The following is a 19,487-nucleotide window of genomic DNA, read 5'->3' as shown; positions in this document are numbered from 1 at the left end:
CGCTGCACTCGGGCAGACAGCATGGACCGGGCGCGGCGCGTTCTCGAGGAGCGCCATGTCCCCCCAACTCACGTCCTCGTCCCCACGACCGCGATCCCGGCGCGCGGGCCGTCGCCTCGGCGCCGCCGTCGCGGCGCTCACCGCCTCCGCCGCAGCTGCCGCCGGACTCTGGGGCGCCAGCCCGGCGCCCGGCCAGGCCAACCCGGGCGGCGGCTCGGACATGCCGGAGACCCTGCAGGCGGCCCCGGCCACCCTGCGTACGCCGTTCGAGGTCTCGAACGGCGCGCGGTGGACGACCGTCGCCGAGTCCCAGCGGTTCTGGCGCCAGCTCGACCGCAGCAGCGACCGGGTGCGGGTGACCCGGGTCGGGCGCAGCGTCGAGGGTCGGCCGCTCCAGCTGGTGGCGGTCGGTGACCCGGCGCCCGCGCCGAGGTCGCAGGCGGCCGACGAGTCGGTGCTGCTGTACACCTGCTCGGTCCATGGCGACGAGAACTCCGGGCGCGAGGCGTGCATGCGGCTGGCCCGCGACATGTCGACGACCACCGACCCCGCGTGGCGCCGGCTGCTGCGCGACACCACCGTGCTGTTCATCAACCTCAACCCCGACGGCTGGGCCGCCAACACCCGCCAGAACGCGCAGGGCCTGGACGTCAACCGCGACTACATGGCGCTGCAGTCGCCGGAGGCGCGCGCGGTGGTGAAGGTGATCCGCGACTGGAAGCCGGACGTCCTCAACGACCTGCACGAGTACGGCTCGAACCCCTACTACCGCACCGACCTGCTCCAGCTGTGGCCGCGCAACCGACAGACCGACCGCACCATCCACGACCTCGCCCAGCAGATGAGCGAGGACTACGCGGGCGGCCAGGTGGAGGCGTCCGGCTACACCGCCGGGGAGTACGGCATCTACGTCAAGGACGGCGAGCCGTTCCGCCAGGTCGCCGGTGACGAGCAGGGGCGGATCCTGCGCAATTACGCCGGGCTGCAGCACGTCGTCGGGATGCTGAGCGAGACCGCCGGCGACGCGCTGACACCGGAGGAAGAGGCCGACGAGGCACTGCGGAACCGGCGTCGCGTCGAGGTCAACTACCTCAGCGCCGTCGGGAGCGCGCACTTCACCCTGGAGAACCGCGACACCCTGATCCGGGAGACCGCCGCGGCGGCCCAGCGGGTCACCGAGGAGGGCGCCACCCGCAGCGGCGTCGTCTACTTCGCCGGCCAGGACAACCGCCTGCCGACCGAGGCCTCCGAGGTCGAGCCGGAGCCGATGTGCGGCTACCAGCTCACCGCCGAGCAGCGCCGGAGCGTCGCGCCGACCCTGCGCCTGCACGGCATCACCTGGCGCACCAACGCCCAGGGCGCCTACGTGACGATGGCCCAGGAGGACCAGCCGCTGATCCCGCTGCTCCTCGACGCCCGCTCGGAGTACCGGATCACCGAGGCGACCCCGGTGGAGGCCTGCTGAGGCGGGGCGGGGTGCGCTGACCCGCGGCCCCTTGTAACGCGGGGTTATTGACGCTGCACACGCCGTATGCGACGCGTTCAGCGACGATAACCCCGCGTTACAGCGCGCTCAGCCTCGCCAGAACAGGTGGTGCACCACACCCCCGTCGGGGCTGGGAACGACGTCGCGGTGGAAGCGGTCGAGCAGCTCCTCGGGGGTCTCCCACAGCCGCGACCCGCCGCCGAGCTCCACCGGGGAGACGGCGACGTGCAGGGTGTCGACGAGGTCGGCGTCCAGGAACTGCCGGACCGTGTCGGCGCCGCCGCCGAGGCGCACGTCCTTCCCGTCGGCCGCGGCGAACGCCTGGTCCAGCACGTCGGCCGGCGTCCCGCCCACGAAGTGGAAGGTCGTGTCGGAGAGGCTGAACGACGGCCGTTCGTGGTGGGTCATCACGAAGACCGGGGTGTGGAACGGCGGCTCCTCGCCCCACCAGCCCTGCCACGACAGGTCGGTCCAGGGCCCCCGCTGCGGGCCGAACTTGTTGCGGCCCATGATCTCGGCGCCGATGTTGCGGTGGAAGTCGCGCACCAGGTAGTCGTCCAGCCCGCGGCTGCCGCCGGGGTCGGCGCGGTTCGGCCAGCTCGCGGTCGCGCCGGCCCACGCCACCAGCTGCGCCGGGTCGGCGTGGCCGAACGGTCGCTCCAGGCTCTGGCCCTCGCCGGCGGCGTACCCGTCGCTCGACACGCAGAAGTTGTGCACTCGCACCTGCTGGGTCACGGCTGCTCCTCGGGGGTGGTCATCCTTCCTCAGACCCCGGTCGCCCCTCGGACTCATCGCCGGACCCGCCGATCTCGCGGTAGTCCGCCACACAGGGGTCGTGGATCGGGGCGTTCACGACCCCTGTGTGGCGGACTATCCGGCTGAGGTGTCGGCTCGCCGCGGCACGATGGCGTCATGGCAGGCGTGGGGAGGTGGCGGCGGGTCACGCGGGGTTCGTGGCAGTCCGCGGTGGTGACCGCGGTCGCGCTCGCCTGGGCGCGGTGCTGGGGCGGGCGCGCGGCGTACGACGAGGAGGCCGGGCTGTTCGTGTGCGCGGGGATGCGGGGCGGGTACGCCCGCGGCGGCACGACGTACGGCGGTGCCTACCTCACCGGCCATCCCCGCCCGGGTCGCGCGGTGCTGCGCCACGAGGCGGTGCACGCCGATCAGTGGGCACGACACGGGCTCGGCTTCGCGGTCCGCTACCTGCTGGAGGAGGTGCGGCGACCGGGGGCGCGCAACCGCTTCGAGATCGAGGCCGGGCTGCGCGAGGGTGGCTACCGCGAGCCGCCCCCTAGCAAGGGGAGCTAGGGGAGATCGACAAGATCGGGGGTCCGTGCGGCCGCGATGCGTGCCAGCATGAGACATGCGCCCGCTCATCGTCACGGAGTTCATCAGCCTCGACGGCGTCGTCGACTCTCCCGGCGGCGGCGATCATCCCCGCGCCGGGTGGACCTTCGCCGACGTGCCCTTCCAGGAGGAGGCCTACGAGATCAAGGGCCGCGAGGAGCAGGAGGCCTCCGCGCTGCTGCTCGGCCGGGTGAGCTATGAGGAGTTCGCGCCGGTGTGGCCGACGATGGCGGAGTTCGCGGAGTACAACGCGATGCCCAAGTACGTCGTGTCCTCCACCCTGCGCGACCTGCCGTGGGGGCCGGCGACGGTGCTCGGGTCGCTCGAGGAGGTCGCGGCGCTCAAGGAGGGCGACGGCGGCCCGATCCTCCTGCACGGCAGCGCCACCCTGGCCCAGGGCCTCGCCGCCGCCGGGCTCGTGGACCGCTACCACCTGCTGACCTTCCCCGTCGTGCTCGGCGCCGGGAAGCGGCTCTTCGCCGACGACGCCGACCACCACGGCCGCCTCGACCTCATCGAGCACGCGACGTACTCCAACGGCATCCGCCTCGGCGTCTACGAGGTGGTGCGCTGACCGGGCGCGCTGATCGACCTGACCAGACCTGACCCGCCGCTGCGGCGTCCGGCCGCCGCCGTGCGCGAGGATCGCGCCATGACTGACCAGATCCCCGGCCAGAGCAGCGGGCAGACCATCGGCGTCGTGGGCGGCGGGATCGTCGGGCTGGCCGTCGCGCGCGAGCTCACCCGGCGGCGGCCGGGCGTCCGGGTCGTGGTGCTGGAGAAGGAGGACCGCCTCGCGCAGCACCAGACCGGGCACAACTCCGGTGTCGTCCACGCCGGCATCTACTACCGCCCCGGCAGCCTCAAGGCCGAGCTGTGCACCCGTGGTCGAAGCCTGCTGCGCGAGTACTGCGCGGAGCGCGCGATCCCCTACGAGGAGTGCGGCAAGCTCGTGGTCGCCGTCGCGCGCGACGAGCTCGGGCGCTTCGACGCCCTCGAGCGGACCGCGACCGAGAACGGGGTCCCCGGCCTGCGTCGCGTCGAGGGCGCCGCGATCACCGAGATCGAGCCGCATGCCGCCGGGCTGGTCGCGCTGCACTCTCCGCAGACCGCGATCACCGACTACGTCGCGATCGCGCAGGCGTACGCCGACGACGTCCGCGCCGCGGGCGGGGAGGTGCGCACCGGCACCGAGGTCACCGGGATCCGGCGTACGGCGAGCGGCGTCGAGGTCGCGACCGCCGGCGAGCCGCTGCGCGTGGACCGGCTGGTGGTGTGCGCCGGGCTGTACGCCGACCGGGTCTCGCAGTGGGCCGACGGCAGCGCCGGGCCCCGGATCGTGCCGTTCCGAGGCGAGTACATGAGCGTGCGCCCGGCCAAGGCCGACCTGGTGCGCGGGATGGTCTACCCGGTCCCGGACCCGCGCTACCCGTTCCTCGGCGTGCACTTCACCCGCCGCGTCGGCGGCGGCCTCGAGGTCGGCCCGAACGCCGTCCTCGCCCTGGCCCGCGAGGGGTACCGGCGACGCGACGCCCGCCTCGAGGACCTGCGCGAGCTCGCGGCCTGGCCGGGGTTCTGGCGGCTGGCGGCGACCCACTGGCGCACCGGCGCCCGCGAGCTGCGCGGCAGCCTGTCGGTGCGCGCGTACATGCAGGTGGCGAGTCGCTACGTGCCGCAGATCGGCGCCGACGACGTCGTCCGGGCCGGTGCCGGGGTGCGCGCGCAGGCGGTGGAGCGCGACGGCAGCCTGCTCGACGACTTCCGGGTGCTCGGCGACGACGCGGTCACCACCGTGCGCAACGCGCCCTCGCCCGCCGCCACCTCCAGCCTCGCCATCGCCGAGCACGTGGTGGACCGGATGGGGGTCTAGGGGCGGGGGCTCTGCGGAGCGGGCCTCCCCTTGTAACGCGGGGTTATTGACGCTGCACACACCGCATACGACGGGTGCAGCGTCAATAACCCCGCGTTACATGTGCGCGGGAGGCAGCAGCGGGGGCGGCGGGGCGGGTTCGGTTCGCCGCTCCCCGGGGCAGGGTGCCGGTGGCAGCGCACCCGGCCTGCCCCGAGCAACCAAGGAGAGTCGCGATGTCGCAGGCCGCCCCCCAGGCCCCGTCGGAGCGTGGACCCGAGCCCGATGCCGAGTCGCGCGAGCGCGGCCTGGCGCGCTTCGCCCAGATCAGCGCGGCGTGGACCGAGAAGTGGTTCCCCGACGCCTACGTGTTCGCCCTCGCCGGCGTCGTCGTCGTCAGCGTGGCGGCGTTCATCAACGGCTCCAGTCCCAAGGTCGTCGCCGAGGCGTTCGGGGGCGGGTTCTGGGACCTCACCGCCTTCACCCTGCAGATGGCGATGGTGGTGCTCACCGGCTACATCGTCGCCACGTCCCCGCCGGTGGCCCGCCTGATCGAGCGGATCGCGATGGTGCCCTCGACGCCGCGGGGCGCGGTCGCCTTCGTCGCCCTGCTCTCCTGCCTGGTCTCGATGCTCAACTGGGGCCTCAGCCTGGTCTTCTCCGGGCTCCTGGCCCGCGCGATCGCTCGGCGCGGCGACCTGCGCGCCGACTACCGGGCGCTCGGCGCCGCGGCGTACCTCGGCCTGGGCGCGGTGTGGGCGCTCGGGCTGTCCTCCTCGGCCGCGCAGCTGCAGGCCACGCCGGCCTCGCTGCCGCCCGAGCTGCTGGAGATCACCGGTGTGCTCGACTTCGGCGCCACGATCCTCACCTGGCAGTCGCTGGTGATGGCGGCGGTCCTGATCGTCCTCAGCGTCGCGGTCGCCTGGGCCTCGACGCCGCGCGGCGAGGCGGTCCGCACTGCCGCCGACCTGGGCGTGGACCTCGACGACGAGGTGCCCGAGCCGCCGGTGCGCACCCGGCCCGGGGAGTGGCTCGAGCACTCGCGGATCCTGCCGGCCCTGATCGGCGCGCTGACCCTGCTGTGGCTGGTGTGGCAGCTCATCGACCTGCCGCTGCTGACCGTGCTGAGCAGCCTCAACGGCTACCTGCTGGTCTTCCTGGTCCTCGGCCTGGTGCTGCACGGCACCCCGCGCCGCTTCCTCGACGCGACGTCCAAGGCGGTGCCCTCGACGGCGGGCGTGCTCGTGCAGTTCCCGCTGTACGCCGCGATGGCCGCGATCCTGACCCGGGCCGAGGGCCGCGGCGGCGTGACCGTCTCCGAGCACCTCGCCGACCTGTTCACCGGGGTCGGCGGCGGTGGCGCCTTCGCGGTCGTGATCGCGCTCTACACCGCGCTGCTGGGCCTGCTGGTGCCCTCGGGCGGCGGCAAGTGGCTGGTCGAGGCGCCGTACGTCATGCAGTCGGCGAGCGACGTCGGGATGAACCTCGGCTGGACGGTGCAGATCTACAACGCCGCCGAGGCGCTGCCCAACCTGGTGAACCCGTTCTTCATGCTGCCGCTGCTCGCGGTGCTGGGCCTGCGGGCACGCGACCTGGTCGGCTTCACGTTCCTGCAGTTCCTCTTCCACCTGCCGGTGGTGCTGCTGCTGCTCTGGCTGCTCGGCATGACGTTCGAGTACGTGCCGCCGGTGATGCCGTAGGGCGTGGCACGATCCGCCTCGTGCGTGTCCTGGTCGTCGTCGCCCACCCCCGTCCCACGAGCTTCGTGCATGCGCTGGCCGAGCAGGCAGCGGACGCCTGGCGGGCCCGGGGTGCCGACGTTGCCGTCCACGACCTGTACGCCGAGGCGTTCGCGCCGGTCGCGCCGGCGGCGGAGACCGCGACGGTCGGCCTCGACGTCGAGGCAGCCGTCGCCGCGAGCGACGACCCCGTGGTCCGGGCGCACCGGGAGGCGCTCACCCGGGCCGACCACCTGGTCGTCGCGCACCCGAACTGGTGGGGCAAGCCGCCCGCGATCATGGCTGGCTGGCTCGACCGGGTGGTCGTGCCGGGCGTCGCCTACCGGCTGGCGACCGGCGAGGGGGCGCCGGTCTGCCTGCTCGGACTGCGCAGCCTGCTGGTGCTCAACACCGGCGACACCCCGCCGGAACGCGAGGTCGAGGTGTTCGGGGACCCGCTGGACGCCGTCTGGCGCCGCTGCGTGGGTGCCTACCTGGGTGACCCGCCGACCGAACGCCTGCTCGCGGGCCCGCTCGCCGGGTCGAGCGCCCCGCAGCGCGAGCGCTGGTTGGCGGACGTCGCGGCCGCGGTGGGCCGGCTGGCCGGGCCCTGAAACAGCTGTAACGCGGGGTTATCGTCGCTTCGCACGCCGTATGCGGCGCGTTCAGCGTCAATAACCCCGCGTTACAAGCGGGAGGGGGCGGGCGTCAGCCCACCGGCTCCGGGGTGGTGTCACGCTCCTCGGCGGGGGCGGGGGCGCGCTTGGCCGCCCGCTTCGCGGCACGACGCTCCTTGCGGCGCTCGACCAGCAGGTACAGCGCCGGGACGAGGAGCAGGGTGAGGAACGTCGAGCTCAGCAGGCCGCCGATCACCACGATGGCCAGCGGCTGGCTGATGAAGGCGCTGCCGCCGGTCAGCCCGAGGCTCATCGGGGTGAGCGCGAGGATCGTCGCCAGCGCGGTCATCACGATCGGGCGCACGCGCTTGCCGCCGCCCTCGCTCAGCGCCTCGGTGATCGAGGCGCCCCGCTCCCGGTACTGGTTGACCAGGTCGATCAGCACGATCGCGTTGGTGACCACGACACCGATCAGCATCAGCGCGCCGATCAGGGAGGCGACACCGAGCGGGATGCCGGTGAGCACCAGCAGCAGCAGCGCGCCGGTGGCCGCGAACGGCACCGAGACCAGCAGGATCAGCGGCTGGACCAGCGAGCGGAACGTCGCCACCATGACCAGGTAGACGATCGCGATCGCGACCAGCAGCGCCAGGCCGAGCTGGGCGAAGGCCTCCGCCTGGTCCTCCGAGACGCCGCCGAGGGAGACCTCGGTGCCCTCGGGCAGGTCGAGGTCGTCGAGGAGTGCCTGCACGTCGGAGGTCACCGCGCCGAGGTCGTCGGCGTCGGGCTCCGCGCTGATGGTGATGGTGCGGTCCCCGTTCGCGCGGGTGATCGCGGTGGCGACCTGGCGCTCCTCGACCTCGGCGACCTGGCCGAGCGTGACGCCGCCCGGGCCCACCGGCAGCTGCTGGAGCTCCTCGACCGACGACGGCTTCGGCCCGGAGACCACGACGGCGTCGAGCTGCTGGCCGTCCACCGAGACCTGCGCCACCGGGGGCTGGAACAGCGTGGCGGCGAGCAGCTGGCCCAGCACCGTGGAGGTGAGGCCGCTGGCCTCGGCGCTCTCGCGGGCCTGGACGCTCAGGATCGGCTGCGCGGCTGCGGCGTCGGACGTGACCACGCCGATGCTGTCGACGGTGCGCAGCTCCTCGGTGACCAGCTCGGCCGCCTCGGTCAGCGCGCTCTGGTCGGTCGCCGTCACGACGACCTCCAGGGCGGAGGCGAACCCGGTGTCGCCGGCGGAGACGGTGACCTCGCCGTCGGCGTCCGCGAGCCGCTCGGTGAGCTCGTCGGCCACCGCGTCGGCGTCCGCGTCCTCCGCGAGGGTGAGCGCGAACGACGTGCTGCCGCCGGAGAACAGGGCGGTGGCGGGGTCCGAGCCGACGGTCGCCTGGAGGTTCTCCACCTCGTCGAGCTCGCCGATGACCTTCTCGATGGCGCGCGCGGCGGTGTCCTGGCGGGCCAGGCTGGCCCCCGGCTCGAGCTCCTGGGTCACCGTGAGCGTGTTCTGCCCGCTGCTGCCCAGGAAGTTGGTCTTGATGAGCGGCGCGAGGGCCAGGGTGCCGAGGAGCACGAGGAAGGCCAGGCCGACGGTGATCCAGGGCTTGCGCAGCACCCAGCGCACGGTCGGGTCGTAGGCGCGCCGCAGCCAGCTGCGCTCCTCCTTGGCCTCCGCCTCGGCGGCGACGATCTCGGCGTCGACCGGGCCGGTCGTCTCCTTGAGGAACCAGTAGGCCAGCACCGGGATGATCGTCAGCGCGACCAGCAGCGAGGCCATCAGGGCGAGCGCGACGGTGACCGCGAACGGCCGGAACAGCTCGCCGACCTGACCGCCGACGATGCCGATCGGCAGGAAGACCGCGGCGGTGGCGATGGTCGAGGAGGTGATCGCCCCCGCGACCTCGCGGACCGCTGTCGTGATCGCCGCGACCTTGCCCTCGCCGTAGGACAGGTGGCGCTTGATGTTCTCGATGACCACGATCGAGTCGTCGACGACGCGGCCGATCGCCACCGTGAGCGCGCCGAGGGTGAGGATGTTGAGGGTGTAGCCGCCCAGCTGCAGGCCGATCAGGGTGACCAGCAGCGACAGCGGGATCGAGATCGCGGTGACGATCGTGGAGCGCACCGAGAACAGGAAGAGCAGGATCACCAGCACCGCGAAGATCAGGCCCAGGCCGCCCTCGGTGGTGAGGTCCTCGACGGACTTCTCGATGAACGGCGCCTGGTCGAAGGCGACGGTGATGTCCGCACCGGAGCCCAGGGACTCCTCGAGCTCGGGCATCAGGTCCGCGACCTGGTGGGAGATGTCGACGGTGTTGCCGTCGGGGGTCTTGGTGATCGCCAGCGACAGGCTCGGCTCACCGTTCGTGCGGGCGTACGACGTGGGCGCGACCTGCGCGACCTGCACCTGCGCGACCCGGCCCAGCGGCTGGGTGCCCTCGCCGACCGCGACGGGGATGCCGCGCAGCTGCTCGAGCGTGGTGGGGGTGCTGCCGACCTGGACCGACAGGCTCTGCTCGCCGGCGTCGAGGCTGCCCGCGGGGACCATCGAGGCGCCGCGCAGCGCCTCGGCGATGGTGCCGGCGTTGACGCCCTGGGCGGCGGCCGCCGGGAGCGGGGTGATCTCCACCCGGTCCTGGGGCCCGCCGGTCAGCTGGACCTCGCGTACGCCCTCGATGTCCTCGAGCTCGGGAATCGCGATCCGCTCGAGGTCGCTGGCGAGCTTCGCGGCATCGGCGTCGGAGGTCACCGACAGCTGCACGACCGGGAACTGATCGAAGTCGCCGGCGAACACGATCGGCTCGACCTGCTCGGGCAGTGCGTCGAGGCCGGTGACGGCCGACTCGACCTGCTGCTGGGCGCGGTCCAGGTCGGTGCCGTAGGTGAGGGTCAGGAGCACCAGCGCGGAGCCCGACGAGGAGGTCGAGGAGATCTCCTCGACGGCGTCGACGCCGCTGAGCGCGTCCTCGACGGGGATCGTGACCTCCTGCTCGACCGACTCGGGCGAGGCGCCGGCGTACGGCACGACCACGCCGACGGCGGGGAACTGCAGGTTGGGGATCAGCTCCATCTTCAGCGACCCCAGCGAGAGGAAGCCGAAGATCGCCACGAGGACGGTGGCGAGGGCCACGAAGGCGCGGTTGCGCAGGGAGAATGAGGCGAGGTGGCCCACCGGGGCGCTCCTGTGTTCTGTTGGGCGAGATGGGTACAGAATTTGATTAGGGCGACGCTAACGATCGCCCGGATCATCATAGGGAGCGCGCGGTGACGCCAGTGGACTCGGTGCGTGGGGGACTGGTGGCCTCGGTCTCAGCCCACCTCGCGGCGCTCGACCAGCTCGCGATCGAGCTGCGCCTCGACGCGCTGGTCGCCAGCGAGCTCTCCCTCCAGCAGCTCAAGGTGCTGCTGCTGGCGGTGCACCGGGCGCCGATCACCGCCCACGAGGTCGCCGCGGAGCTCGGCGTCACCGCGGCCACCGTCTCGGGCCTGGTCCGTCGCCTCGCCGAGCACGGTCTGCTGGTGCGCGAGGAGGCGCCGGACCGGCGCAGCCGGCACCTGGTGGCCACGCCCGCCGGCCGGCAGGCGCTCGAGGAGCTCGCGTCGTTCCAGCTGCGCTCCCGGCTCGGCATCCTTGAACGCCTCGACACCGCGGAGCTCGCCGCCCTCGACACCGGCCTGGCCATCGCCCAGCGTGCGCTGCGCGCGCACGTCGAGGGGGAGGCAGGACATGACGCTGGACATGACGGTGCCGCGCCGCCCGTGGGCGACGCGGCACCGTCAAGGGGTCGGTGAGGGGCGTCCCTCAGCGGAGCAGGACCCCCTCAGGTGCGCGCGGGGCGCTGCGGCGACCCGTCGGCAGGGTGTCGTCGGGGGTGTCGATCGCCACGGTGCTGCGGCCGAGCCGGATCGTCATGTGGGCGATCGCGTCGGACATGATGTCGAGCGAACGACGCGAGATGTTGGAGATGTCGTCCGCCGGCGTGTGGTAGTTCGGGTCGTAGGTGATCCCCGCGGTCCCGCCGAACAGACGTGCCTGCTCCTCGGTCTTGACGCCGTCGCCACCGCTGAACAGCCCGCCCGCGGCCACGCCGTTCTCGATGAACGCCTGGTAGTCCGAGCGACCGGAGAAGGCGGTGTCCACCACCGGCTGCTTCACCGAGCGGAAGTACGCGCGGTAGAGCCGCTCGGTCTCGATGGAGCCGGCCGGCACCGGGGCGCTCGCCGCCTCGGTGGACTCGTCGGCGTCGTACACGCCGATGATGTAGTTGGGCGAGGCCACCATGTCGTAGTTGAGGTAGACGGCGATGTCGTCGAGGGCCTCGGGGTTGTTCTCCACCAGCTGGTTGACGTAGTGGGTGGAGCCGAGCAGGCCGAGCTCCTCGGCGCCCCACCAGGCGAAGCGGACCTTGTTGCGCAGCCGGCCCTCCATCTTCTTGAGCTGGATGGCGGTCTCGAGCAACGTGGCGCTGCCGGAGGCGTTGTCGTTGATCGCGGCGGCGTCCTGCACGCCGTCGAGGTGCGAGCCGACCATGACCACGTCGTCGGCGCGACCGCGGCGGGTCTCGGCGATGACGTTCCAGGTACGGCGCTCCTCCACGGTGACGTCGAGGTCCACGGTCGCCTCGACGGGGCCGCCTGCGAGGTCGGCGACCAGCGCCTGGCCGTCCTCCTGGCTGATCCCGGTGGTGGGCGCGAGCGCCGGGGTGGACTCCCCGAGGGTGGCGTTGTTGAGCGGGCCGGGGGCGTTGTTCCAGATCACCACGGCCGCGGCGCCGGCGGCCTTGGCGACCTCGGACTTGATCTGGAAGCTGCAGGTGCCGCGGTTGACCAGGGCGATCTGGCCGGTGACCTCCACGCCCTGCCATGCCGCGGCGTCACAGCCCTGGGCGACGGCGGGGGTGACCAGGTCGGCGGTGACTCCGCCGGCGGGCGTGCTCGGCGAGCCGGTGAGCACGTCGTTGGCGATCTGCTCGCCGCCGACGCTGACGGTGTTGGCGTTCACGCGGGTGTAGACGAAGTCGAAGTACTGCCGGCGCGGGGAGTAGCCGGCGGCCCGCAGCTGGGACTCCACGTAGCGCGAGGCGGCGTTGTAGCCCTCCTGCCCGGCGGCGCGGTCGCCGTACCGATCGGCGGCGGCCTGGAACTGCCGCAGGTGGTTCATGATGCGCGGGGTCCCCACCGCCTTGCGCAGCTTCTCGCTGTCGGTGAGCTTCGGCTTACCGGGCTTGCCGGGCTTACCGGGCTTGCTCGGCTTGCTCGGCTTGCCGGGCTTGGCCGGCTTCGGCTTCGCGGCCTGCTGCCGCTCGTGCACGGCCGATCCGCTGTGCTCGGGAGTGCTGCTCTGGCCGGTGGCGGCCGGGCCGATCAGGGCGAGTCCGACACCGAGAACGGCCGATGCGGCGATCGCCGCGCGGCCTCGTGATGCGCTCAAGGTCATCTCCTGGGGGGGGTGGGGCGGGCTGAGGTGCCCCACCTTGGCCCATGGAGGTGACCTGTGTCACGCCTCAGACTGGGGAGGTCGGCGACGGCTCGCTGCGCCGGAGCTCGCGCAGCTGGGCGCGCCAGTTGTGCCGGCCGGTCCGCTGCAGCCAGCCGTTCGGGAGCGAGAGCCGGACGACCTTGTGCCACGCGCTGGCCACCTGCTGGGGCAGCGGGCGCACGTTGTAGCTCAGGCCGTAGCGCTCGAAGAGATCGCGCATCCGCGGGGCGATCTCGGCGTAGCGGTTGCTCGGAAGGTCGGGGAAGACATGGTGCTCGATCTGGTGGGAGAGGTTGCCGGTCATCAGGTGCACCAGCGGCGGGCCGGAGATGTTGGCCGAGCCGAGCATCTGGCGCAGGTACCACTCGCCCCGGGTCTCGTCGGGGTCGAGCTGCTCCATCTCGAAGGCCTCGACGCCCTCGGGGAAGTGCCCGCACATGATCACCGAGTGCGACCAGACGTTGCGCAGCACGTTGGCGGTCACGGTGGCGGTGAGGGTCGCGCGCCAGTGCCGTCCCGACAGCGCGGGCAGCACGACGTAGTCCTTGGTGGCCTGCTTGCCGATCTTGCGCAGGGTGGTGCGGATCTCCGCCTTCTTCTCCGCGCTGAACCCGGTCTTGTTGCGCAGCGAGTCGCCGAAGTCGAGGTCGTACATCGCGATGCCGTACTCGAAGATCAGCGCGTTGATCGCGTTCCACAGCGGCTGCACGAGATAGCGCGGCTTCCAGGGCTGGGCCTCGTCGACCCGCATGATCCCGTAGCCGAGGTCGTTGTCCTTGCCGAGGATGTTGGTGTAGGTGTGGTGGGTCTCGTTGTGCGCCCGCTTCCACTGCTCCGGCGGGGAGGCGTGGTCCCAGTCCCAGGTCGTGGAGTGGATCTTGGGGTCGCGCATCCAGTCCCACTGCCCGTGCAGGACGTTGTGGCCGATCTCCATGTTCTCCAGGCTCTTGGCGACGCCGAGCATCGCCGTACCGAGCACCCAGCCGCCGCGGCGGTTGCTGGCGAGCACCAGCACGGCGCGCCCGGAGAGCTCCAACGCACGCTGCGCCGCGATCACCCGCCGGATGTACGCCGCGTCGCGGGCGCCGCGGGAGTCCAGCACCTCCTGGCGGATCTGCGTGATCTCGCGCCCGAGCGCCTCGACGTCGTCGGCGGTCAGGTGGGCGGCGGGTCCGATGCGGGACGGCTGCAGGTGCGTGGTGGTGGTCATCGTGGGGGGCTCCAGGGGTGCTCGACACTGGTGGTCGCGGACGCGGATCCTCAGGGATCGCTGATGAAGCGGTACCCGTACCGCGAGCCGTTAGCCCGCAGAGCCTACGGCGTCGGGGCCGCCTGCCCCCGTCCGGGCGCGCGCGGGGCGCGATGCGGCAGGCTGATCCCATGCAACCCGATCTCCACCTCGTCGGCGTGGATCTGGCGTGGGGCCTCCAGCGGCCCACGGGGATCGCCGTGCTCGATGCGGGCGGTCGCCTCGTGCACGTCGCTGCGGTCACCAGCGACGACGAGGTCGTCGCCGAGCTGGACCCGTACGTCGCCGGGCCCTGTGTGGTGGCCTTCGACGCCCCGATCCTGGTGCGCAACCCGTCCGGCAACCGCCCGGCGGAGGCGGCGCTGAACCGCGACTTCGCCCGGTTCGAGGCCGGCGCGCACCCCTCGAACACCGCCAAGCCCGACTTCCGCGACGGCAGCCGCGCCCAGCGCCTGGCCGCGCGCCTCGGGCTGGACGTCAACCCGCGCTCGGGGCGCAGCCGGCGCGCGATCGAGGTCTACCCGCACCCGGCCACCGTGGCCATCTTCCGCCTCGGTCGCACGCTGAAGTACAAGGACAAGAAGGGCCGCGACCCGGCCTCGATGCGGGCCGAGCTGCTGGTGCTGATGGGCCTGCTCGAGGGCCTCGCGGCGGCCGAGCCGCCGCTGCTCCTCACCGGTCCCGCGTGGTCCGCGCTGCGGCGGGCCGCGGAGTCGGCGACCCGCAAGAGCGAGCTGCGGGTGGTCGAGGATCAGGTGGACGCGGTGGTCTGCGCCTACGTCGCGCTGCTCTCCCACCGGGCACCCGAGCGGCTCACGACGTACGGCGACGACGGCGGCTCGTCGTGGGAGGACGGCTACATCGTCACCCCGACGCTGCCCGCCGACCTGTCCCCGAAGCGCCCCGGTCCCGCCGACGGCGGCGAGGACACGGTGGCCGAGGCGGTGCGCGAGTACGCGCTGCGCCACCCCGAGCTGTCCCGCGGCGGTGCCCTGACCGTCGACCTGGTGACCCGGGTGCTCGACGAGGCAGGCATCAACTACCTGACCGTCACCGGGCGCACCAAGTCGGTCGCGAGCTTCGCGGAGAAGGCGACCCGCACCCGCGACGGCGAGCTGCTCTACCCCGACCCGCTGCGCGACATCACCGACCAGGTCGGGGTACGCGTGGTGACCTACGTGCACAGCGACGTCGCCGCGGTCGCGGACCTGCTGGCCAGCCAGGTGACGGTGCTCGACGACCGCGACATGGGCAGCGAGACCGCGGCCGAGGGGCGCTTCGGCTACGCCAGCCGGCACCTGCTCGTCGAGCTGGACCCGGCGCGCCTCGAGGAGCAGGACCTCGCCCCGCTGCACGCGCGCGTCGCGCAGATCCAGATCCGCACGGTGCTGCAGCACGCCTGGGCGGAGTTCGAGCACGACATCCGCTACAAGGGCACGATCCCCGAGGAGCACGCGCGCGACTTCGACCGCCGCTTCACCCTCGCCGCGGGGCTGCTGGAGCTCGCCGACCAGGAGTTCTCCACGATCCGCGAGCGGCTGCGCGGCTCCTCGCAGGACCCGACCCCGGACCGGGTCGGCCACGAGCCCGACGAGCCGAGCGGCAGCGGCATCGACGCGCGCGAGCTCGCGGCGTTCCTGGCCGGGCAGTACCACGACGCGGGCTGGTCGCGCAGCGACCACTACGCCTGGATCTCCGGGCTGCTGCGCGAGCTCGACATCACCTCCCTCGACGAGCTCGGCGAGGTGATCCGCCCGGCGCTGGCGTGGGACCTCAACGCCCGCATGGAGTACCGCTACCCGCCGGGCGCCGTACGTCGCCTCGACGACGCGCTGCTCGCGGTGTACGGCGAGCGCTACGTGCGCCTCGAGGGCAACGCGCACCGCGCCGACCTGCTCGCCCAGCGCCTGGAGCGGCTGCGCCCGGAGGGCGAGGGATGAGCGGCCCGCTCGACGCGGTGGCCTGGCCGGTGCGCACCGAGCGGCTGCTGCTGCGCCCGGCGCGGGTGGACGACGCCGACGCGACGTACCGGATCCGGTCGCTGCCGGAGGTCGCGCAGTGGATCACCAGCGCCCCGGGGGAGCCGGCGTCGTACGCCGCCAGCTTCGCCGAGCCGGAGCGGCTGGCGCGCACGCTGGTCGTCGAGGTCGCGGCGGACGGCGCGCCGGGCCGCGGCCCCGTGATCGGGGACCTGATGCTGTGGGTCGGCGACGGGTGGGCGCAGGCCGAGGTTGCCAGCGCCGCCCGGGCCAGCGAGGCCGAGCTCGGGTGGGTCCTCGACCCGGCGTACGCCGGCCGCGGCCTGGCCACCGAGGCGGTCCGCGCGCTGCTGGAGACCTGCTTCACCACCCTCGGGCTGCGCCGGGTCACCGCCCAGTGCTTCGCCGACAACACCGCCTCGTGGCGGCTGATGGAACGCGTCGGCATGCGCCGCGAGAGCCACGCCGTGCGCGAGTCGCTGCACCGCGAGCTCGGCTGGCTGGACTCGTTCGGGTACGCGGTGCTGGCGGAGGAGTGGCGCGCGGCCCGCGAGCTGTAACGCGGGGTTATTGTCGCTGCACCCGTCGCACACGGCGTGTGGAGCGACAATAACCCCGCGTTACATGTGGCAGGGGCCCGCTCAGGGCGCCGCGGCGCGGAGCTTGTCCAGCAGCGGGGCGGCGACCTCGTCGAGGAACTGCTGCTGCCAGCGGTCGCCGACCTGGACCAGCGCGACGTCGGTGAAGCCGGCCTCCCAGTACGCGCCGACCGCCTCCACGATCGCGTCGAGGTCGGGGCCGCAGGGGATCTGCGCGGCGACGTCCTCGGGGCGTACGAACTGGGTCGCGCCGGAGAAGCCGTACGGCGTGGGCAGGTCGGCGTTGACCTGCCAGCCGCCCGCGAACCAGCGGAACTGCTCGTGGGCGTAGGCGGTGGCGTCCTCGGCGCTGGGGGCCCAGCAGACCGGGATCTGGCCGATGGCCCGGGCGCCGGCGCCGATCTGCGGGGCGCCGGGGGTGGCGTTCCAGGTCTCGAGGATCTCGGCCTCGGGCGCGACGGCGACCAGGTGGTCCGCCAGCGGCGCGAGCTCGGTGATCGAGCGCTCCCCGGACACCGCGATCGCGAGCTCGACGCCCTCGTCGGGGACGTCCCAGACCCGCGCGGAGTCCACCTCGAAGTGCTCACCGTGGTAGTCGACGAGGTCGCCGGTGTGCAGCGCGCGGATCACCTCCACCGCCTCGGCGAGCATCCGCTGGCGCACCCCGATCGTCGGCCAGCCGGCGCCGACGACGTGCTCGTTGAGGTTCTCCCCGCTGCCCAGGCCGAGGGTGAAGCGCCCCTCTGCCAACAGCTGCAGCGTCGCGGACTTCTGCGCCACCACCGCCGGGTGGTAGCGCAGCGTCGGGCAGGTCACGTAGGTCATCAGCCCCATCCGCTCGGTCGCCTGGGCGACCGCGCCCAGCAGCGTCCAGGCGTACGGCGCGTGCCCCTGCTCGGTGAGCCAGGGCGAGTAGTGATCGCTGGAGACGGCGAAGTCGAACCCGACCCGCTCGGCGTCCACGGCGTACCCCACCAGCTCGCGGGGGCCGCTCTGCTCGGTCATGAGGGTGTATCCGAGATTGCTCATGTGCGGGGGGTACCCCGTTTCGCCTCGCGACCGTAGCGTCGGGACATGACTCCCGCGCAGCTGCTGTCCGACGGCTTCGGACGCGTCCTCGAGAGCGGTACGTCGGTCGTCGCCGGGCTGTCGGTCGATCAGCTGTCCCAGCGCCCGGCCCCCGACGCGAACCCGATCGGCTGGCTGGTGTGGCACCTCACCCGGGTGCAGGACGACCACGTCGCCGACGTCGCCGGGCGCCCGCAGGTGTGGAGCGAGCAGGACTTCGTGAGCCGCTTCGACCTGCCGCTGGACCCCGACGACACCGGCTTCGGGCACACCCGCGACCAGGTGGACGCGGTCTGCATCGACGCCGACCGGCTCGCGGCGTACCTCACCGCGGTGCACGAGCAGACGATGGAGTTCCTCGCCACGGTCGGCGAGGGCGACCTGGACCGCATCGTCGACACCCGCTGGGACCCGCCGGTCACCCTCGGCGTGCGGCTGGTGAGCGTCCTGGACGACGACACCCGCCACGTCGGGCAGGCGGAGTACGTGCGGGGGCTGCTGGGGTTCCGCGCGTAACTGCTGAGTTACGCGCAACCCCCCCCCGGGTCACCCTCACCAGGGACTGGGGACGTAGTCCTTCAGGAAGTGCCCGTACAGGTCCACGCCGGCCTCGCCCTGGACGATCGGGTCGTAGACCCGGGCGGCGCCGTCGACGAGGTCGAGCGGGGCGTGCCAGCCCTCGGCGGCGATCCGCAGCTTCTCCTGGTGCGGGCGCTCGTCGGTGATCCAGCCGGTGTCGACGGCGGTCATCAGGATCTTGTCGGTCTCGAACATCTCCCCGGCGGAGGTGCGGGTGAGCATGTTGAGCGCGGCCTTGCTCATGTTGGTGTGCGGGTGCCCGTGGCCCTTGTAGCGCCGCGAGAACTGCCCCTCCATCGCCGAGACGTTCACGACGTAGGCGCGCCGTGCGCCGCGGCGCACCGCCTCGCGCATCGCCGGGCGCAGCCGCGAGATCAGGATGAACGGCGCGGTCTGGTTGCACAGCTGGACCTCGAGCAGCTCCAGCGGGTCGACCTGGTCGACGCCCTTGGTCCAGGAGTTGGTGGACTGCAGGTCCGGCAGCAGGCCGCCGGCGTCCACGGCGGTGCCGTCGAGGTGGCGCTCCAGGGAGGCCGAGCCGGCGCTCAGCGCCAGTGCGGTCAGGTCCGCGGCGGTCGTCGCGGCCAGCGCGGCCGACCCGGACCCAGCACCGGCGTCCTCCCCGTGCGCCACTGCGTGCTCGCGCAGCGCGCCCGTGATCATCGCGGGGTGGGCGTCGCTGACCCGGTCGAAGGTGACCATCGGCGGCAGCTCGATGTCGTCGGGCAGCGGCGCCGACTCCATCTCGACCAGCTGGGAGTAGGCGCCCGGGGAGCGGCGCACGGTCTGGCAGGCGTTGTTGATCAGGATGTCCAGCGGCCCGGCCGCGGCCACGTCGTCGGCCAGCGAGACCACCTGGGTGGGGTCGCGCAGGTCGATGCCCACGACCTTGAGGCGGTGCAGCCAGTCCGCGGAGTCCTCCATCGCGGCGAACCGGCGTACGGCGTCCTTGGGGAAGCGGGTGGTGATCGTGGTGTGCGCGCCGTCGCGCAGCAGCCGCAGCGCGATGTACATGCCGATCTTGGCGCGCCCGCCGGTGAGCAGCGCCCGCTTGCCGCGCAGGTCGGCGTGCTGGTCGCGCTTCTCGTGGCTCATCGCCGCACACGAGGGGCACAGCCAGTGGTAGAAGGCGTCGACCAGGGTGTAGTCGTTCTTGCAGATGTAGCAGCCGCGCGGGTTGATCAGCTCGCCGGCGAACGCGCCCTGGGTGGTGGACACCAGCGGGATCCCGGCGGTCTCGTCGTCGATGCGCATCGCCGAGCCGGTGGCGGTGGCCTCCGTGACGGCGCGGTCGTGGGCCAGCTCGGCCTCGCGCTTGCGGGTGCGCCGCTCGCGCTTGAGCGCCTTGTACATGTGCGACGCGGCGTGCTTGACGGTGCGGATGTCCGGGTGGTCGTCGGGCAGCTCGTGCAGCTGGTTCAGCACCCGGACGGCGGTCGCGAGGTCGTCGGGATCGATGCCAGGGACGCTCGCGGAGGGCGTGCGGTCGTCGGTAGCGGTCACCGGCGGATCCTACG

16 protein-coding genes are annotated in these 19,487 nt (G+C 72.8%); 10 read left to right on the top strand and 6 right to left on the bottom strand.

Annotated features, from left to right (window positions below; translation table 11 throughout):
- The first annotated feature begins 55 nt into the window (after positions 1-55).
- Positions 56-1,465: a M14 family zinc carboxypeptidase gene (locus tag HBO46_RS20255; RefSeq protein ID WP_166135086.1), complete on the top strand. Its 1,410-nt coding sequence runs from the start codon at positions 56-58 to the stop codon at positions 1,463-1,465.
- A 108-nt stretch (positions 1,466-1,573) separates the two neighbouring features.
- Here HBO46_RS20255 and HBO46_RS20250 read toward each other — a convergent pair whose 3' ends face one another.
- A complete protein-coding gene (locus HBO46_RS20250) occupies positions 1,574-2,221 on the bottom strand; it encodes a dihydrofolate reductase family protein (protein ID WP_166135082.1) in 648 nt (215 codons plus the stop codon).
- A gap of 177 nt (positions 2,222-2,398) precedes the next feature.
- Between HBO46_RS20250 and HBO46_RS20245 the strand changes: the two genes are divergently transcribed.
- From HBO46_RS20245 to HBO46_RS20225, 5 genes are all read left to right on the top strand, one after another.
- Entirely contained in the window at positions 2,399-2,794 is a 396-nt protein-coding gene (locus HBO46_RS20245) for a hypothetical protein (RefSeq protein WP_166135079.1), read from the top strand.
- A gap of 55 nt (positions 2,795-2,849) precedes the next feature.
- The gene (locus HBO46_RS20240) at positions 2,850-3,407 is read left to right on the top strand and encodes a dihydrofolate reductase family protein (protein WP_166135076.1); all 558 of its coding nucleotides are present in this window, start codon (positions 2,850-2,852) and stop codon (positions 3,405-3,407) included.
- A 78-nt stretch (positions 3,408-3,485) separates the two neighbouring features.
- On the top strand, positions 3,486-4,703 hold the full coding sequence (gene lhgO / locus HBO46_RS20235) for an L-2-hydroxyglutarate oxidase (RefSeq protein ID WP_166135074.1): 1,218 nt from the start codon (positions 3,486-3,488) through the stop codon (positions 4,701-4,703).
- A 215-nt stretch (positions 4,704-4,918) separates the two neighbouring features.
- On the top strand, positions 4,919-6,382 hold the full coding sequence (locus HBO46_RS20230) for a short-chain fatty acid transporter (RefSeq protein ID WP_166135072.1): 1,464 nt from the start codon (positions 4,919-4,921) through the stop codon (positions 6,380-6,382).
- A gap of 20 nt (positions 6,383-6,402) precedes the next feature.
- Complete coding sequence (locus HBO46_RS20225; RefSeq protein ID WP_166135070.1) at positions 6,403-7,014, top strand: NAD(P)H-dependent oxidoreductase; 612 nt, start codon at positions 6,403-6,405, stop codon at positions 7,012-7,014.
- Between the two features lie 94 nt (positions 7,015-7,108).
- Here HBO46_RS20225 and HBO46_RS20220 read toward each other — a convergent pair whose 3' ends face one another.
- A complete protein-coding gene (locus tag HBO46_RS20220) occupies positions 7,109-10,189 on the bottom strand; it encodes an efflux RND transporter permease subunit (protein ID WP_166135068.1) in 3,081 nt (1,026 codons plus the stop codon).
- Between the two features lie 92 nt (positions 10,190-10,281).
- On the opposite strand from HBO46_RS20220, the gene HBO46_RS20215 reads away from it, so the two are divergent.
- On the top strand, positions 10,282-10,809 hold the full coding sequence (locus HBO46_RS20215; RefSeq protein ID WP_166135065.1) for a MarR family winged helix-turn-helix transcriptional regulator: 528 nt from the start codon (positions 10,282-10,284) through the stop codon (positions 10,807-10,809).
- Positions 10,810-10,819: 10 nt separating this feature from the next.
- On the opposite strand, the gene HBO46_RS20210 is transcribed toward HBO46_RS20215, so the two are convergent.
- Positions 10,820-12,448 (bottom strand): M28 family peptidase, encoded by a 1,629-nt coding sequence (locus tag HBO46_RS20210; protein WP_166135062.1) that lies wholly within the window; start codon positions 12,446-12,448, stop codon positions 10,820-10,822.
- Between the two features lie 73 nt (positions 12,449-12,521).
- Complete coding sequence (locus HBO46_RS20205; RefSeq protein ID WP_166135059.1) at positions 12,522-13,706, bottom strand: fatty acid desaturase family protein; 1,185 nt, start codon at positions 13,704-13,706, stop codon at positions 12,522-12,524.
- Positions 13,707-13,876: 170 nt separating this feature from the next.
- Here HBO46_RS20205 and HBO46_RS20200 point away from each other — a divergent pair, with 170 nt between their 5' ends.
- Both HBO46_RS20200 and HBO46_RS20195 read left to right on the top strand, forming a co-directional pair.
- Entirely contained in the window at positions 13,877-15,685 is a 1,809-nt protein-coding gene (locus HBO46_RS20200; protein ID WP_166135056.1) for a DUF429 domain-containing protein, read from the top strand.
- The gene (locus HBO46_RS20195; protein ID WP_166135053.1) at positions 15,682-16,284 is read left to right on the top strand and encodes a GNAT family N-acetyltransferase; all 603 of its coding nucleotides are present in this window, start codon (positions 15,682-15,684) and stop codon (positions 16,282-16,284) included. The genes HBO46_RS20200 and HBO46_RS20195 overlap by 4 nt, the downstream gene beginning before the upstream one ends.
- 81 nt (positions 16,285-16,365) lie before the next feature.
- Here the strand turns inward: HBO46_RS20195 and HBO46_RS20190 are convergent, their stop codons facing one another.
- Positions 16,366-17,352 carry a TIGR03557 family F420-dependent LLM class oxidoreductase gene (locus HBO46_RS20190; RefSeq protein WP_166135050.1) on the bottom strand — a complete coding sequence of 329 codons (987 nt, stop codon included), beginning with the start codon at positions 17,350-17,352 and terminating at the stop codon, positions 16,366-16,368.
- Positions 17,353-17,397: 45 nt separating this feature from the next.
- On the opposite strand from HBO46_RS20190, the gene HBO46_RS20185 reads away from it, so the two are divergent.
- Complete coding sequence (locus tag HBO46_RS20185; protein WP_166135047.1) at positions 17,398-17,907, top strand: mycothiol transferase; 510 nt, start codon at positions 17,398-17,400, stop codon at positions 17,905-17,907.
- Between the two features lie 36 nt (positions 17,908-17,943).
- Here HBO46_RS20185 and HBO46_RS20180 read toward each other — a convergent pair whose 3' ends face one another.
- Complete coding sequence (locus tag HBO46_RS20180) at positions 17,944-19,473, bottom strand: SDR family NAD(P)-dependent oxidoreductase (RefSeq protein WP_224769275.1); 1,530 nt, start codon at positions 19,471-19,473, stop codon at positions 17,944-17,946.
- Positions 19,474-19,487 lie beyond the last annotated feature (14 nt).

This window comes from Nocardioides ochotonae (assembly GCF_011420305.2).
Classification (GTDB): Bacteria; Actinomycetota; Actinomycetes; order Propionibacteriales; family Nocardioidaceae; genus Nocardioides; species Nocardioides ochotonae.
Note: the sequence above shows the minus strand (reverse complement) of the source record. Positions and strands in the feature narration are given on the sequence as shown.